The organism is Arcticibacter sp. (genome assembly GCF_045629565.1).
Classification (GTDB): domain Bacteria; phylum Bacteroidota; class Bacteroidia; order Sphingobacteriales; family Sphingobacteriaceae; genus Arcticibacter.
The window spans coordinates 1-15362 of the sequence record NZ_JAZQRL010000046.1 but is presented as its reverse complement, the minus strand read 5'-3'; the positions used below and the strand labels follow the sequence as shown (position 1 = coordinate 15362).

Annotated in this window: 14 protein-coding genes; 3 read left to right on the top strand and 11 right to left on the bottom strand. The window is 44.9% G+C overall.

Annotated features, from left to right (window positions below; genetic code table 11):
• Window positions 1-52 precede the first annotated feature (52 nt).
• On the top strand, window positions 53-2860 hold the full coding sequence (locus ACKI5J_RS06150) for an outer membrane beta-barrel protein (RefSeq protein WP_407427587.1): 2808 nt from the start codon (window positions 53-55) through the stop codon (window positions 2858-2860).
• Window positions 2861-2910: 50 nt separating this feature from the next.
• Here ACKI5J_RS06150 and ACKI5J_RS06145 read toward each other — a convergent pair whose 3' ends face one another.
• Window positions 2911-4665, bottom strand: coding sequence for a glycoside hydrolase family 3 protein (locus tag ACKI5J_RS06145; RefSeq protein ID WP_407427585.1), 1755 nt, complete (start codon window positions 4663-4665; stop codon window positions 2911-2913).
• A 108-nt stretch (window positions 4666-4773) separates the two neighbouring features.
• Window positions 4774-5019, bottom strand: coding sequence for a hypothetical protein (locus ACKI5J_RS06140; protein ID WP_407427583.1), 246 nt, complete (start codon window positions 5017-5019; stop codon window positions 4774-4776).
• Between the two features lie 289 nt (window positions 5020-5308).
• Here ACKI5J_RS06140 and ACKI5J_RS06135 point away from each other — a divergent pair, with 289 nt between their 5' ends.
• Both ACKI5J_RS06135 and murF read left to right on the top strand, forming a co-directional pair.
• Window positions 5309-5803 carry a hypothetical protein gene (locus tag ACKI5J_RS06135; protein WP_407427581.1) on the top strand — a complete coding sequence of 165 codons (495 nt, stop codon included), beginning with the start codon at window positions 5309-5311 and terminating at the stop codon, window positions 5801-5803.
• A 118-nt stretch (window positions 5804-5921) separates the two neighbouring features.
• On the top strand, window positions 5922-7220 hold the full coding sequence (murF, locus tag ACKI5J_RS06130; RefSeq protein WP_407427579.1) for a UDP-N-acetylmuramoyl-tripeptide--D-alanyl-D-alanine ligase: 1299 nt from the start codon (window positions 5922-5924) through the stop codon (window positions 7218-7220).
• 51 nt (window positions 7221-7271) lie between these two features.
• Here murF and ffh read toward each other — a convergent pair whose 3' ends face one another.
• From ffh to ACKI5J_RS06085, 9 genes are all read right to left on the bottom strand, one after another.
• Window positions 7272-8612 (bottom strand): signal recognition particle protein, encoded by a 1341-nt coding sequence (gene ffh / locus ACKI5J_RS06125; RefSeq protein WP_407427577.1) that lies wholly within the window; start codon window positions 8610-8612, stop codon window positions 7272-7274.
• Window positions 8613-8678: 66 nt separating this feature from the next.
• Window positions 8679-9680, bottom strand: a complete 1002-nt coding sequence (locus ACKI5J_RS06120) for a DUF3078 domain-containing protein (protein WP_407427575.1) — start codon at window positions 9678-9680, stop codon at window positions 8679-8681.
• 56 nt (window positions 9681-9736) lie between these two features.
• A complete protein-coding gene (locus ACKI5J_RS06115; RefSeq protein ID WP_407427573.1) occupies window positions 9737-10066 on the bottom strand; it encodes a hypothetical protein in 330 nt (109 codons plus the stop codon).
• On the bottom strand, window positions 10063-10815 hold the full coding sequence (locus tag ACKI5J_RS06110) for a hypothetical protein (protein WP_407427571.1): 753 nt from the start codon (window positions 10813-10815) through the stop codon (window positions 10063-10065). The genes ACKI5J_RS06115 and ACKI5J_RS06110 overlap by 4 nt, the downstream gene beginning before the upstream one ends.
• Window positions 10816-10871: 56 nt before the next feature.
• Window positions 10872-11735: a glucosaminidase domain-containing protein gene (locus tag ACKI5J_RS06105; RefSeq protein ID WP_407427569.1), complete on the bottom strand. Its 864-nt coding sequence runs from the start codon at window positions 11733-11735 to the stop codon at window positions 10872-10874.
• Window positions 11736-11829: 94 nt separating this feature from the next.
• Window positions 11830-12501, bottom strand: coding sequence for a glucosaminidase domain-containing protein (locus ACKI5J_RS06100; RefSeq protein ID WP_407427567.1), 672 nt, complete (start codon window positions 12499-12501; stop codon window positions 11830-11832).
• Window positions 12502-12504: 3 nt separating this feature from the next.
• Entirely contained in the window at window positions 12505-13140 is a 636-nt protein-coding gene (locus tag ACKI5J_RS06095; RefSeq protein ID WP_407427565.1) for an O-methyltransferase, read from the bottom strand.
• A gap of 93 nt (window positions 13141-13233) precedes the next feature.
• Complete coding sequence (recQ, locus tag ACKI5J_RS06090; protein ID WP_407427563.1) at window positions 13234-15048, bottom strand: DNA helicase RecQ; 1815 nt, start codon at window positions 15046-15048, stop codon at window positions 13234-13236.
• A 78-nt stretch (window positions 15049-15126) separates the two neighbouring features.
• On the bottom strand, window positions 15127-15362 hold a 236-nt coding region (locus ACKI5J_RS06085; RefSeq protein ID WP_407427561.1), incomplete at its 5' end, for a hypothetical protein.

Below are 15362 nucleotides of genomic sequence, written 5' to 3'. Positions count from 1 at the left end.
GTTTCATTGAGTCTTAAGAGGGTTGCAATAATACACTCCTCATTTAAGCTCAATGAAACCTGTTTTACTTTTATTCTTAACCACTCTCTTTAGTTCTTTCCTGTATGCACAGGCTACACGCGATGTTACCGGGGTCGTACTCGACTCTACCGGCACCAGTGTTATAGCTGCCACAGTCAAACTGACATCACCGAATGACACGTTATTCACCCGGACAGACATAGATGGGAAATACAGCTTCAGAAACGTTCGGTCCTCTCAGTTTCTTATCAGTATCAGTAGTCTTGGCTATAAGGCCTTCAATCAGCGCTTTCTCTTTCCAGATGGCAATACACCGCTTAAGCTGAATGTCATCAGGCTCAAAACCCAGAGCAATCTGCTCAATGAGGTAGTAGTATCCGGCGCTTTGCCAATTACCGTGAAAGAAGATACCGTAGAATACAGGGCCAGCGATTTCCCTGTTAGAGAGAACTCTGTTGTAGAGGACGTTTTGAAAAAACTTCCTGGCATTGAGGTCGATAAGGATGGCAACGTTACCACCCAGGGAAAGAGTGTAACACGTGTGCGGGTAAACGGAAAAGACTTCTTCGATGGCGATTTGAAAACTGCAACACAGAATTTGCCTGCTGAGATTATCGAAAATATACAAATTATAGACGATTATGGTGATCAGGCAAATGCAAGTGGCATCCGTACGGGAGATCCCGATAAGATTCTGAATATCACCATCAGTCCCAGCAAAAACAAGGGGATGATTGCCAATGCCGTCGCTGGCGGTGGGAATGAGGGTCGTTATATTGCGTCCGGCATGGGAAGAATAATGAATAATGACGAACAGCTCTCGTTTATGTTTAACCTCAATAATACCAATGCCAATCTGTTCGACTTTGCCGGAGGAGGGAATCAGCGGGGAGGCCGCTTCAGAGGCTCTGGCGGTGGTCGCGGCGGAAATAGCGGTGGTATCACCAATACACAGGCCGGGGGCTTTGATTATAGAAAAGAGCTATCCAAAAAAATTACCCTTTTTGGTAGTTACCGTGTATCGGCTTCCAACAACAACGCTATTACTGACCGGATATCCGAGACAATTACCGGTGGGCAACAAATCGTTACCATTCAAAACAGCCGTTCTGAACGCGACAACCTGAATCAGGGACTTAATCTGAACATGGAGTACAAGATTGACTCACTTAATTATCTTAAGATCGCTCCATCTCTTAACCTGAGTTCCAATAAATCAGACAACCTCAGCGCAAGACAGATAACAGAGCTGGTAAGACAAGATCAGAACACCGTTTCAAACAGTGATGCGAGCTCTCCCGCATTTGGTGCCGATATACTTTATAATAAAAGGTTCTTAAAGCCCGGACGAAATTTCTCTTTAAACTATTCCTTCAACAAGTCCTATAATCGTAATGACCAGAATGTTGCTGACGCTTTTGAATTTTATGATACGGGCGGTATTCTTGTAGCCGACTCCGCCTCCAACAGGCTGATATATACGGATAACGAGCGGTTTAATAATGAACTGAACATGACATACAGTGAACCATTGGGTGTGTATTCACGATTAGATTTCTCTTACGCGTTCAGCCGGAGCGAATACGATAACAGCAGGATCACCAATCTGGAAGGTGCAAGCGGCTATGTGAGATCCGATTCACTGAGCAATATTTTCGACTATGCTTTTACCACTAACCGCTTTGGCTTAAGCTACCGATATGACAGAGATAAGCTGTATAACTTCTCCATCGGGCTCGCTGCCCAGCCGACTTCATTGAAAGGCCATTCCGTGACGAATAATGTTCGAGCAGGAAAGGACGGTTTCAATTTCTTTCCTACCGTACGTTTCTCTTATAACTTCGCCAAAACGGTATCACTCCGAATCAACTATTCAGGGGCAAGCAGTGAGCCTAGCTTTGAGCAGATCCAACCGGTTGTTGATCTAAGTAACCCGCAGAGCCCTGTCATCGGTAATCCCAACCTGAAATCATCCTTGAACCAAAGTCTTAATATTGAATATAACAATACTAGTGCTGAGACTGGTTCATATTTTAGTGCCGGACTGAGAGGTAACCTTGTCAGTGATCGGATTATCAGCAATACCATCCGTGTGCGTCAACCTGTTATCAGCGGAACAGACACCACCTACAATCTGATCCAGGAAAGACGTTTCCTTAACGAAGATGGATATTACACGTCTAACGGTTATTACCGCTGGTCTAAACCTTTCAAAGACCGCCAATACCGTTTGCAGCTGGGTGGTTCGGTAAACTATACGAACGATATATCGTACGTGGACAATGAGAAAAACATTGGAAAAAACTGGACATTCTCTCAGATGGCCAGGCTCCAGATTAATCCTAATGAAAATATTGACATTACGCCGGGAGTTTCCTACCGATATGGTTTTGTCAATTATTCACTGCCTAATAGTATTGATGCGAAAAACTCAACTGTTTCGCTTGATCTGAATGCTAAGATTTATGTCTTCAATACCTGGATACTGGGTTTGGATGGCAGTAAAAATATTAATAGCGGTTTTGGTCGTGTGAATACCAATCCGCTGGTTATTAATAGCTACCTGGAAAAGCAGTTCTTCAACAGAAAAGCGAGGTTAAGATTGCAGGGTTATGATCTTCTGAATCAGGCTGCCGGAGTGAACTTTACTCAGGGAGATAATGGATATTCATCAAGTAACACTAACCTCTTAACACGCTATTTCATGCTCACGTTTGCTTACCGCTTTAATAAGTTTGCAGGCCGCACACAGAATAATGATAGCAGAGGGGGCGGAGAAAGACGCGAAGGTGGTTTCAGACCCGGCGGTGGCGGCCCTCCCGGGGGAAGAGGCTTCTAACGTCAAATAAAAAATGCTGCGGACAATCTCCGCAGCATTTTTTATTTATGCTAATTTACATGTCCGAGCAAACGCTTCGGCTCTGGAAAGTAGTTGATCCCATCTCCGTTTTTAAAAAACGTGTTAATGCTTACCGGAAGCCTTCCCATCGCAGGCATCTGCCCTGTAATTACTTTTGCAGCAGAACGCTGAGCCTGTACGCTGTTCTCATAATTAACGATGATGCTCTTGCTTGCCTCAATGCCTGGCAAGCCGGCAATGGTGTAAGGATTAGCAAATACGCAGGTAATGGTATTTAACTTGGAAAGCTCAGCAATAAAGATTTTTAGCTGGGTGTTGTAATCGAGCGAGCTCTGCGGGCGTTTGCGGTAGTCATGTATAGCCATAATCACCTGGTCAAATTTCTCTACCTCACGGAGCATCGCTCTGATATCAGATGCAGAACCGATCTTTGACATGAGGAAGTTTGTCGAGTTCGGAATCCTTGATTTTATTTCTTTCTGGAAAGTTGATATCTCGCTGGTTCCCAAACTGATGATCGCCGTGCGTTTTGAAAAGTCGAGGGCCTTTATCAAGCTGTCGCTTTTTAATACCGTTGTTGACGCATCAGTGAGCCGCTGCACAAGGCTAAGAGATTCGGGTCGCATCAATCTGGCAGAAAGCTGATCTGTATCGAGAGGCCGGGTCGCACCAAGGCCCGCCCAGTATTTCGCCTCAAGGATTTTGCGTACACTCGTATTGATTTGCCCTGGCTCTATTCTTCCTTGTCTCACTGCTTTTTTAACCAGCTTAATTGCTCTTCTTGTATTCTCTGATAGCTCAATGACGTCATTTCCAGCGATAACGGCTCTTACATCTGCTTCCCCTTCAGGAAAAAATTTCACTACACCTTTCATCTCCATCGCATCGGTGATTGCAAGTCCACGGAAACCGAGTTCCTTTTTCAGTAGTCCCGTTACTATCGGCTCAGAAAGAGTGGAAGGAAGGTTCTTTGTGGCATCTAATGAGGGAATATTCATGTGGGCGATCATGACTCCTGAAGCTCCCTTTTCAATAAGCTGTTTAAAGGGGTATAATTCAAGAGAGTCGAGCCGCTCGCGCGTGAACTTGAGCTGAGGGAGATCGTGATGGGAGTCTACATTGGTATCGCCATGACCGGGGAAGTGCTTTATGCTTACTAATATGCCCTCGTCCTGAAGTCCCTGCATGTAAGCAAGGCTCTTCGCCGCTACATTATACTTGTTGTCTCCAAATGACCGGTAACCTATTACCGGATTCGCGGGATTATTGTTGATGTCAACTACGGGTGCAAAGTTCAGGTGCATGCCGAGTGTCCTGAAATCTTTTCCAATTTCACGTCCCATCTGATAGACCAGGCTGGTGTCTTGTATGGCACCGAGGGTCATCTGATAAGGATAAGCAAGGGTGCTGTCAAGGCGCATTGCCAATCCCCATTCCGCATCCATAGCTATGAGCAAAGGAACCATTGACACTGACTGGTATCGATTGGTGAGAACAGCCTGTCTGCCTGGTCCGCCCTGGAAGAACACGAGTCCGCCGACTTTCCCTTTCCTGATCATCTTTTCAACCGAATCTTCATAAGCCTGTCCTTTATCCGTATGCGCCCTGACAAAGAACATCTGGGCTATCTTTTCCCTTTTACTCAGCTTGTTAAATACAGAGTCTACCCATCTGTCTTTATCGGGATCAGCTTCATAAAAAGGCTTCTTGTGTTGAGCAGAGAGACCGTAGCCGGTCAGAAGGAGAGTAAAGAATATAAAAAGGCGGGGCCGTATGGCTCTCATAATATTAATATTTGATGTGTAACTGAACTACAAATATTAATAATTATTAATTGTTTTATAAGATTATGCGAAATGCAAGGGCGGTCTGTGTTTTCAGACCGCCTTAGCTTACATCGGAGATGTCGTTGTAGTCGTATCAGGAGTTGTTCCGGGGGTAGTCGTGCCTGGTGTTCCCGCATCAGGAGTGGTGGTTCCTGGGCTGGTGGTAGTATCGGTCATTCCCGGATCAGTTGTTTCGGTGCCGGCGGAATCTACCATCGCACTATCAGAATTGGATTGTGATTCCCGGCTGGCAGAGCAAGCTGTCAGACCCAGTCCGGCGGCGAGCATTAACATTAAGATTTGTGTTTTCATGGCTATAATTCAGATGTTTATGAGATGTTTTAACAAATCAAACGATTATAGGTTTACGAATTAAAAATTATTTAACCGCGGGTAGAGATTTTAAACTGAAGGGCCGTTATTTTGAACTGAAGCGTGCGGATCTTTTAAAGAAATGCCAAATGCCTCACGTTTGCGGGGCTGGTTTTTTAAAATTTCAATAAATAATTCCTTTTATTGTGATAATTTCATAAAAAAGGCCGTTTGTTTGGAAGGTGTATAAATTCATACTACTTTTGTTATGAAAATAAAAACAACTGTTATGAAAACGATTTTGTTCCTCGCCTGCTTAATCACTGTTATATCTGCTAAAGGTTATGCGGCTGATAAGAATGACAGAAAGGACGCTGAAGTGTCTTATTTCGCTGAAAATAATTTTTTAGATAAATATTACGCTGCTGAAGATGTTAAGTGGACGGTAACAAGCAACTTTCAAAAAGCAGTATTTACTCTCGACGGAAAATCAATGGCTGCCTTCTTTGACAGAAACGGTGAGTACATCGCGACAACCCAGTATGTTACAGCTAACAAAATCCCTGCTGTGGGTAAAAAGAGATTGATTAAGTTATACGGCGATTATCAAGTAAATGAAGTGGTTCGTTATGACTTCGATGGTGAGCCTGATGCTCATCTGCAAATATTGACCGGAAAAAGATTCTTCAACACCATTTATTTTGTGAATCTGAAGAAAGACAAGGAAAACGTATTGGTGAAGGTAACTCCAGAAGGAGATGTGTCTTACGTAAGGAGCTTATAAGAGAAGCTACCATATTAATGGATAGAAAACCGGCTGGTCCGGTTTTTTTATGCCCGAAATTTTCAATCATATCAGCTGCTCTCCCATTTTCATGTTATAATTGTATCAAAGTTTGAAGATGAATATTGACGAATTATACAGGCTGTACACGCGGAGCAGAAAAGTGACAACGGATACACGGAATATCGTGCCCGGGAGCATCTTTTTCGCCCTTAAGGGAAATAGTTTTAACGGAAATGAATTTGCCCTCAGCGCACTGGAGAAGGAGGCTGCGTTCGCTGTGATAGATGATGCGAAATACGGAGATGATGATCGTTGTATTCTGGTTCCTGACGTGCTGCAGACGCTACAGCTTCTGGCAGCTTATCATCGTGATCAATTGAAGATTCCGGTGATCGGTATCACCGGCACCAATGGCAAGACGACGACGAAGGAGCTCCTAAACGCAGTGCTCGCCGAAAAATATGTTACCTATTGCACTCAGGGCAACCTCAACAATCATATCGGTGTACCCCTTACCCTGCTCGCTATCCAACCCGACGTAGAAGTTGCTATTGTCGAAATGGGTGCTAATCATCAGCGGGAGATCGCCGGTCTTTGTGCCATTGCTAAACCGAACTTTGGGTTGATAACCAATATCGGAAAGGCCCATCTGGAGGGTTTTGGCGGGTTTGAAGGGGTAAAAATCGCGAAGGCCGAACTCTATGATTTTATTAAAGAGACCGGCGGTACCATCTTCGTAAACGGCGACAATGCCATTCTCCATGAAATGCTCACCTCCCGGGGAATAACGAAGACTGTTACTTATGGAGAACACCCTGGTAACCTTGTTTCTGGTTCTATTGTTTTCAACGACCCCCTGCTAACGGTATCATGGCAGTCTGCCGGATCCTCCGGACGAACAGGCACCAATCTCACTGGCAGCTATAATCTGGAGAATATTCTGGCAGCAGTAGCGGTAGGTTTGCATTTTGGTCTTAGCGAAGAACAGGTCCATAAAGGCATATCTTCCTATGTTCCGGGGAATAACCGTTCCCAGGTTATTCAAACATCTTCTAATACACTCATCTGCGATTATTACAACGCCAACCCCAGCAGTATGCAGGTGGCTATTGATAATCTGGCTGCTATTTCAGGCGGGCACAAGACGCTTATTTTGGGGGATATGTTTGAACTTGGAAACGAATCTGAACAGGAGCACCAGCGCATCGTAGATTACGCACTTAAGATTAGCGCAGACCGGACTATATTTATCGGTCAAGCTTTTTACGCTTCCAAACATAACCAGAAAGGTATATTTTTTCCGGATATACAAAGCGCTATGGAGGGAATAAAAAGCAGTCCTCTGAGTGGATCTACTATTTTGTTAAAGGGTTCGAGGGGAATGAAGCTGGAAATGTTGCTTCCGCTTTTATAAAAGCAACAGTGGAGGTCTAATGACCTAAGCAAAGACCTCCGCTGTTATATATTATTTTCCGAAGGGCATTTTAGGCATGCCCTTCATCATTTTTGACATAGCTGCCGGGTTGCTGAATTGCTTCATCACCTTACGCATGTCGTCAAATTGCTTAATAAGTTTGTTTACTTCCTGCAGGGAGGTGCCTGATCCACTAGCAATACGGGCTCTGCGGCTCTGATTGATCGAGTCTGGGTTCTCTCGCTCAAACGGCGTCATGGACTGTATGATCGCTTCGATAGGCTTGAATGCATTGTCGTCGATGTCAATGTCTTTAACCGCCTTGCCAACCCCAGGAATCATTCCCATCAAATCCTTCATGTTACCCATTTTCTTGATCTGCTGGATTTGTCCGATAAAGTCATTGAAGTCAAATTTGTTCTTACGGATCTTCTTCTGAAGTTCGGCAGATTGCTTCTCGTCAAATTGCTGTTGCGCACGTTCAACAAGAGACACCACGTCGCCCATGCCCAGTATTCTGGAGGCCATCCTATCCGGATAGAAGACATCCAGAGCCTCCATTTTTTCACCTGTACCAATGAATTTGATCGGTTTGTTAACAACAGATTTAATAGAAAGGGCAGCACCACCACGAGTATCACCATCCAGCTTGGTCAGCACAACGCCCGTAAAGTCAAGACGGTCATTGAACGCCTTTGCTGTGTTTACAGCATCCTGACCGGTCATTGCATCCACAACAAAGAGAATTTCATGAGGCTTTGCGTTGGCCTTCACCGCTGCAATCTCATTCATCATTTCTTCGTCAATAGCCAAACGGCCCGCCGTATCCAGAATAACCACGTTATTGCCATTCCGCTTAGCTTCGGCTATACCTTCCATAGCGATGGCAATCGGATCTTTCGACTCCAGGTTCGCATATACCGGTATGCCTGTTTGTTCACCAAGTACCTGGAGCTGAGTAATCGCAGCCGGACGATAAACGTCACCGGCAACCAATAAAGGCTTCCGGCCCTTTTGTGTTTTCAGATAATTAGCAAGCTTACCGGAGAAAGTAGTTTTACCAGCACCGTTAAGGCCGGCAATTAATATGACAGTTGGATTTGTTGTTAAGTTAAGCTCTGTAGCGGTTCCTCCCATCAGCTCAGCAAGCTCATCATTCATGATCTTGGTCAGCAACTGGCCTGGAGAAACAGAAGTAAGTACATTTTGACCCAAAGCTTTAACCTTTACATCGTCCGTAAAAGTCTTAGCGGTTTTATAGTTTACGTCGGCGTCAAGAAGGGCTTTTCGAATCTCCTTCATGGTTTCCGCCACGTTAATTTCCGTAATTGACCCCTGACCTTTAAGTACCTTAAAGGCTCTGTCTAGTTTATCCTGTAAATTTTCAAACATCGTGTTAATCCGCTTTTAAACAGCTTGCAAAGGTAAGTATTATTTTTAGTAAGATCACAAGCTCCGTCAATGAGGGAACTTATAAAGTAAGCCTAGTGCCAGTGTCTGGCTCGCCTGGATCTTGCCACTAGCGTCGTCATCATAGAGTATGACTCCATTAACCGTTACATTGATTAGCCTGTTTACCTTGGCCAGAAGGCTCACATCCAAACGCTGGTCAATGCTTCGCAGATTTTCGTAGTTGGCAAACATGGCGTATCTGCTCTTAAGCGAGAGATTTTGCATGATGTCTTTCTCGAAGTTACTTACCAACTGGAAAGCCAGCTCGTTCCTGAAGACCTTGCCTGTGTCAACTCCATAGTTTTTCGGGATGTTCTTGTATATATCCTTATCCAGGACGAAAGTTTGCCGTGCAGTACCGGTACCTATACGCAGCCAGTAATATTTACTTGGCTTATACTCAAAACCGAGAGACTCCGTCAGATATCCTGGAGACATAAAGCGAGAAATAGTACGCTGCTTTTCCACTTCGTTCCCGTCTTCGTCCTTTTCCTTGTAATAGGAAAAGCCCCTGTCGAATTGCGACTCAAAGTTCAATGACCCGAAGAAGCTCCAGTTTTTAGATAGCTTCATCGAGATCTTATTATCCCAATAAAGACGATCATTCGTTTTCCGCTGCAATTGCCCTTTATTCTTGATCTTTCCGTACTGGAATATCACCTCCGAAACGTAGTTCTTGTCTCCCTTGGTGTAGTCCGTTTTATAATTGAAGGAGGTACCAATAGCCATGGAGTTCACCCCACCTCCGCTCCAGTTATCGCTAAATGCTGCCTGGTTGAGATTAACGCCAAACGAAACCCAGTTCCGCCAATAGTTCACTTTCAAATCAAGCGGAGAATCTGCGATTTCAACAGGCTGTAGCTGAAGAATGGGTCGTCTAACGGGAAGCGGTTTCTTTGATGGGTATAGCCTCAAATCACTTAAGTCTGTCGTGTCCGTTTGACTATCCTGAGAAAATGCACTTAATGAGCAGGTTAAGCACAGTAGAAAGATTAGCCTTTTCACCATAACCGGCAAATTAATGAAAAATTGAGTAGTATAAAAAATCTAATGTGTTTGTAATATTATCGAAAGAAAAAACGCCAGGCAAACAACTTCCGGCGCTTCAGGTATAAAAGATCCGAATCCATGTTAAACGCTTCTCTTTCAAATACGATGTTCCTATATGCCGTCTGGTGGTTCCTGTACCTGGCCAGATTGATGGCGTAGTGGACGAGATAAATGATGTAAAAAAATATAACCAGGAGCTCAAGTTGCTGAACCAGATGGATCTTTTCATGGTTGATAAGTACCTTATCTTCTTTGTAAGCCCTGCGTTTAACGAGTATAAAGGGGAAGAGGGCCATACCGGCAGCTGGCAAGCGAGCAATATGAACGATCAAGAACCTCATCATTTGTATTCCGGTACCAGAGGTGGTAACCTGTTCAGTGAAGGGTTCATCTGGTACTGGCGGTACGATTCTTTTATATACTTAATCAGTGCGTAATCTCCCGCTTCCAGAATAAAATAATAAGAAGGGCGGTATTGCTGCATGAAGTCTTTGAGCTTTTCTTCCGTCAACCCTGTTACACTCTTCACGAGCGCCGGTGTGTACCGGTAGTCGATAATGTTGTCTTTATAATCACGCTCGATGATCTCCTGCAGGTAGCGGGCATTCTTTCCTTCCCGGCTGAGCAGGCTGTATAAAGCGTCAATTCCGAGGCCAGCTCCCCCCGGCCTGTTCGCAGTTCCCAGCTGAAGCAGATCCTGAGGATCGCCCTTTCTGTAAATGCCGCCATATTCCTTACGCGTCCTGTTGAGGCGTTCCTGTGGGCTCAGCAAAGTGTCGCTCACTGTTACCTCCTGGAGAAGTATACTGTTGCGTTTCAAATAGAATAAGACAGTGCTGGTGGGAGGAACAATCAGCGTATCAACATGATATCCTTGCAAGGCTGCTACGAGCGTATCGCCAACAACCGCTTTGGTAGTAAACTCTCCCTTGGTATTATTGTAGAATCCGGAGTGGGTGCGCATGTTGTACAAATAAACACGCGTAAGCCGAATTTTTGAGTCTTTATCAAAGATAATGCCCTGTACAGTTTTCTCCTGGGCGAAAGCTGTACAGGTAATAAATAAGAAGAACAGGACAATGTTGCTTTTCAAGTGGCGTAAATCTACCTAAATTGATCCCCAAAAAGAGTTATTTAACAACTCTTAACTTATTTGGAAACAACTAAAAGCTGTCCTGGTTTAAGATCATTTCCGCCTAAAGAGTTCATGACTTTCAATTCATCAACACTTATGCCCACTTTCCTGCTAATAGCATAAAGGGTATCTCCTGCAGCTACCTCATAAACTTTCATCGCTACAGCAGGCGTAGCAGCTTCAGCTTTGGTTTCAACCGGCTTTTCAGCAATCTGTGCTAGCACCCGTTCTTCGCGGTGGGCTTTAGCGAGCACGGTCTCTTCCTTGTCATAGCGGTCAAGGCCATAACGCTCAATAAGGCTGATCAGGAGCTCCGGATAACGGGGGTTAGTTGCGTAGCCTGCTTTTTTCAGCCCTTTTGCCCAACCTTTATAATCATTTCTGTCCAGATCGAACAGGAATGCATAATGACTACGCTTTAAGAATTCGCTATGGTCCCGATAGGATTCTTCAGCTGAATTGTAATAACGGAAGCATTCACCTACTGCGTCATCATCTTTAAGGATAGTTTTGCCAGTCCATCCGCCGTGACATTTAATGCCGAAATGATTATTCGCCTCCCTGGCCAGTGTGCTGTTTCCGCTTGCCGATTCAAGCATTCCCTGTGCAAGCGTGATGCTTGCTGGAATACCAGTCTTCAACATCTCTTCTACAGCGATGTCTTTAAACCGTTCGACATAACCGCTCGACGAGTATACTCTCACGATTTTGTCTTCAATTACGGCTCCCTGGTGTTTAGGAAACTTGACCTTTTCGGGTTTATTTGTGATAATCTTATCCGGTTTTTTGGTTGGATAGCGCGCCGCTGTATACTGTTTTTTGCTACTACAAGATGCTAAGAAGAAAGCCACGAAGGCAATCAATAGAAAATTTTTCATCAGATATAATCTGTTTTTTAACGGTGATGAAGCTATTACGAGCCTGTTCATTTTGTTCTTCGGAGAAACGTACTCATAATAGCTTCATGCAATATCACAAGTGTAATCGCTGACCTATGTCGAGCAAACTACTCGACAAGCCATTTTTATGTTTAATTTCTTTAACTGTAGTCCTGAAGCGTTGTGCTATTTTCGACAACGTGTCGCCCCGGCGAACGTGATAGACAACCGCCTCCGACTTGTCGCTCTCCACTTTATCGGCCGCAAGTATAGTACTTTTGGTGACGTTTCCTGCAATCTGGTCAAATTGGTCCAGGTTATATTTCTTAATGATGGCCATTACCTGGCTGGCCCATGTGCGACTGTGAGCATAGCCGCCGCGTTGAATTCCCATCGCCCAACCGCGATAGTCGTCTGATGAATAACGGGTGAAGAGCCCGGAAAACCGGGTTTTTAGATAATTAACAAAGTCGTCGTAACAATCATCAACCTCTTCGTAGCCCTTGTAGGCTGATTTAATGGGCTTAGGCCCTGTCTTTCCTTTTAGCCCGAAATGGTTGTTCAGGTACTTGGCAATTCTGCTCGTGCCGCTGGCTGACTCATGTATGGCAATTCCAAGTACGATGCTGGCAGGAATACCATGTTGGTTCATGGTACTCACCGCCACTTCCTTATAATTTTCGATGTAGTTCTCTGCGGGGCTTTGTGCCGCCGCAGTACCTGATATGAAAACTATAAGGCTGGCATAAATGAATTTTTTTAGCATAGATTACAGTTTACGGATTATCAATAGGCCATCGCGTACAGGAAGTATCAGTTTCTCCACGCGTTGGTCGTTAATTACTCTTTCATTGAAATTGCTAATGTTCTGCGTATCCCTATCCTGTGCACCCGAAGTAATTTTCCCATGCCATAACACATTATCCACGATGATAAGGCCTCCGGGTCTGACCTTATCAAATATCATATCATAATAAGTACCGTTATTCTTCTTGTCCGCATCAATAAATACCATATCAAACGTATCAGTTAGCGTCGGCACAATATCCACGGCATTGCCGATCTCGTACTTTATCTTCGATCCCAAAGGGGATTTACTGAAATAGTCCCGAACCCGCTCTTCGAGTTCTTCGTTTATGTCTATAGTATGAAGAATACCATCAGGAGTCAGCCCTTCGGCCAGACATAAAGAGGCGTATCCGGTAAATGTTCCTATTTCAAGTATGCGTTTAGGCGATTGGATTTTACTGAGAAAGCTCAGGACACGACCCTGATAATGCCCCGAAAGCATTCGGGCCATGGGCACTTTCAAATGCGTTTCCCGACTTATATATCTGAGCAATTCAGGCTCTGGTTCGCAGTGTTGCTCAAGATAGATCTGCAGTCCCTCAGTTAGCATTTCCATAGATACAAATATATATAAATATATATTTAACAAAACTTTATTTGGATAAAGTGAAGATTATCAGTCAGGTAGTGAAATTGTGCTGATTTTTAACTATCGTTTCACGCGCGTTTTCCTTGCCGTATAACTGTTAATCATATCCAGGAAATCATCTCCGTATCTGTCAAATTTGCGTTCTCCAACCCCCGAAATAAGTAGCATTTCCTGCTCGGTAAGCGGCTTTTCTTTTGCCATCTCCAGGAGGGTGGCGTCACTGAAAATGTTGTAAGGAGATACGTCTTCTTCCACAGAGAACTTACGCCTGACTTTCTTAAGTTGTTCAAAAAGTTCATCCTCCTCGTTCCCCTGTGACGATTGTGTTCCGTAGATGCTGCTGCCCTTTCTGATAAGCAGGGGAAGAACCGTTAGTCGGGCTTTCGCTTTCCCGAAAAGAATATCGCGCCCATAAGCCGTGATCTTTAGCGCAAAGTTTTCATCGTATGCTATTTCCAGGATTCCCAGGTTCAGCATCTGCATCAGGTAGCGTTGCCAATCGAAGCTGCTGATATCGGCTCCGGCCCCATGAGTTTTTAGCAGATGATAACCTGCTTCCTTGAGATCTGTACGCATCGAGCCGCGCAACACATCGATTACCATGTGGGCTCCCTCTTTTTCTCTCATACGTGTTATTGCAGAGAGAGCCTTCTGAACCAGTTGTGTCCCGTCAAAGTGCTTTCTTGGATTACGGCATACATCGCAATTGCCGCAATCTTCATTCAAATTCTCCGAAAAGTAGTTCAACAGTATCCTTCTTCGGCAGATGTCTGCTTCGGCATAATGCTGGATACGTTTGAGTTTTTCGAGGTTGAGATCAGCCTGGCCGCTTTCTGCAGCAAATCTGTTTAGGGTGGTCAGGTCAGCATAATTATAGTATAAGATGGTGTCTGCAGGCAGCCCGTCTCTGCCGGCACGCCCGATTTCCTGATAGTAGCCTTCCATATTCTTGGGCAGGTTGTAGTGAATGACCCAGCGGACATTGGATTTATCGATCCCCATGCCAAACGCTACAGTGGCACATATAACCTGGAGGTCATCATTCAGAAATCCCTCCTGCACTTTGCTCCTGTTGGCTGCGCTCATTCCCGCATGATAAAAAGCAACCGTTATTCCCAGCATCCGCAGCTCTGAAGTCAGTTCTTCGCAGTTGTACCGGCTGAGGCAATAGATGATACCGGATTGGCCTCTCTTCTGCCTGATAAGGGCGGCGATCTCCGCAAGTCGCTGTTTGGGCTTTACTCCTGCCCTTACTTCGAGACTAAGATTGCCGCGGTTGAACGAAGAGATGAATATTTCCGGATCTTTGAGCCTGAGCTGCCGGATAATGTCTTTGCGGGTAACCTTGTCAGCGGTAGCCGTCAGTGCCACAAAGGGAATGTGGCTGAAACGCTCGCGCAATACGCCGAGATGCATGTATTCCGGACGAAAATCATGTCCCCATTCCGAGATGCAATGCGCTTCATCTACAGCAAACATAGAAGGTCTGGCCATCTTGGTGATCAGCGATATGTCGGCGATTAGTTTTTCAGGAGAGACGTATAGTAGGGCGATCTCGCCGCGGTAGCAGGAATCCAGAATCGCCTGTTGCTGAGGAAAACTTTGTGAACTATTCAGATACGCTGCTGAGATGCCGTTAGCTTTCAGTGCGTCTACCTGATCTTTCATCAAAGAGATCAGCGGAGAGATAACAATGCAGACCCCGTCTAACATCAGTGCGGGAATCTGAAAGCAAACCGATTTACCACCTCCGGTGGGGATCAGCACAAGTGTGTCTTTGCCCGATACGATGGATTGGATAATCTGTTCCTGAAGCGGCCTGAACCGGTCGTATCCAAAATATTTCCTGAGAATTTCGCCAGCAGGTAAATCCATCGCATAAAAATAGGAAAGTTTAAACGGATACCAGCAAAGAGCTGACCAGATCACGCCTAATTTCTGAAAGAGAATATGCTATGCCTTAAAAGAGAACGATACCCGCTTCTCTACCGGGAAATCTGCTCGATCCCTGTCGTCTGCCGTTCGTTGCTTCGTCGCTTTTACCGGCGTTTTTGTTGTTGCCGCCATTTTCGTGGTGAGCTTCTCTTTCCGTTGTTTCCAGTCCCTTAGCAGCCTGTTGCCTTCATAACACATTATACTAAAGGACGCTGCCCGTGTTTGCTGTTCTTCGTTAAGTTCCATATTCACCG

What these genes read in the sequence shown, in the direction of transcription:
- ACKI5J_RS06150 (WP_407427587.1), top strand. Translation starts at nt 53, where the DNA reads ATGAAACCTGTTTTACTTTTATTCTTAACCACTCTCTTTAGTTCTTTC.
- ACKI5J_RS06145 (WP_407427585.1), bottom strand. Translation starts at nt 4,665, where the DNA reads ATGAGAGCCATACGGCCCCGCCTTTTTATATTCTTTACTCTCCTTCTG.
- ACKI5J_RS06140 (WP_407427583.1), bottom strand. Translation starts at nt 5,019, where the DNA reads ATGAAAACACAAATCTTAATGTTAATGCTCGCCGCCGGACTGGGTCTG.
- ACKI5J_RS06135 (WP_407427581.1), top strand. Translation starts at nt 5,309, where the DNA reads ATGAAAACGATTTTGTTCCTCGCCTGCTTAATCACTGTTATATCTGCT.
- murF (WP_407427579.1), top strand. Translation starts at nt 5,922, where the DNA reads ATGAATATTGACGAATTATACAGGCTGTACACGCGGAGCAGAAAAGTG.
- ffh (WP_407427577.1), bottom strand. Translation starts at nt 8,612, where the DNA reads ATGTTTGAAAATTTACAGGATAAACTAGACAGAGCCTTTAAGGTACTT.
- ACKI5J_RS06120 (WP_407427575.1), bottom strand. Translation starts at nt 9,680, where the DNA reads ATGGTGAAAAGGCTAATCTTTCTACTGTGCTTAACCTGCTCATTAAGT.
- ACKI5J_RS06115 (WP_407427573.1), bottom strand. Translation starts at nt 10,066, where the DNA reads ATGATGAGGTTCTTGATCGTTCATATTGCTCGCTTGCCAGCTGCCGGT.
- ACKI5J_RS06105 (WP_407427569.1), bottom strand. Translation starts at nt 11,735, where the DNA reads ATGAAAAATTTTCTATTGATTGCCTTCGTGGCTTTCTTCTTAGCATCT.
- ACKI5J_RS06100 (WP_407427567.1), bottom strand. Translation starts at nt 12,501, where the DNA reads ATGCTAAAAAAATTCATTTATGCCAGCCTTATAGTTTTCATATCAGGT.
- ACKI5J_RS06095 (WP_407427565.1), bottom strand. Translation starts at nt 13,140, where the DNA reads ATGGAAATGCTAACTGAGGGACTGCAGATCTATCTTGAGCAACACTGC.
- recQ (WP_407427563.1), bottom strand. Translation starts at nt 15,048, where the DNA reads ATGGATTTACCTGCTGGCGAAATTCTCAGGAAATATTTTGGATACGAC.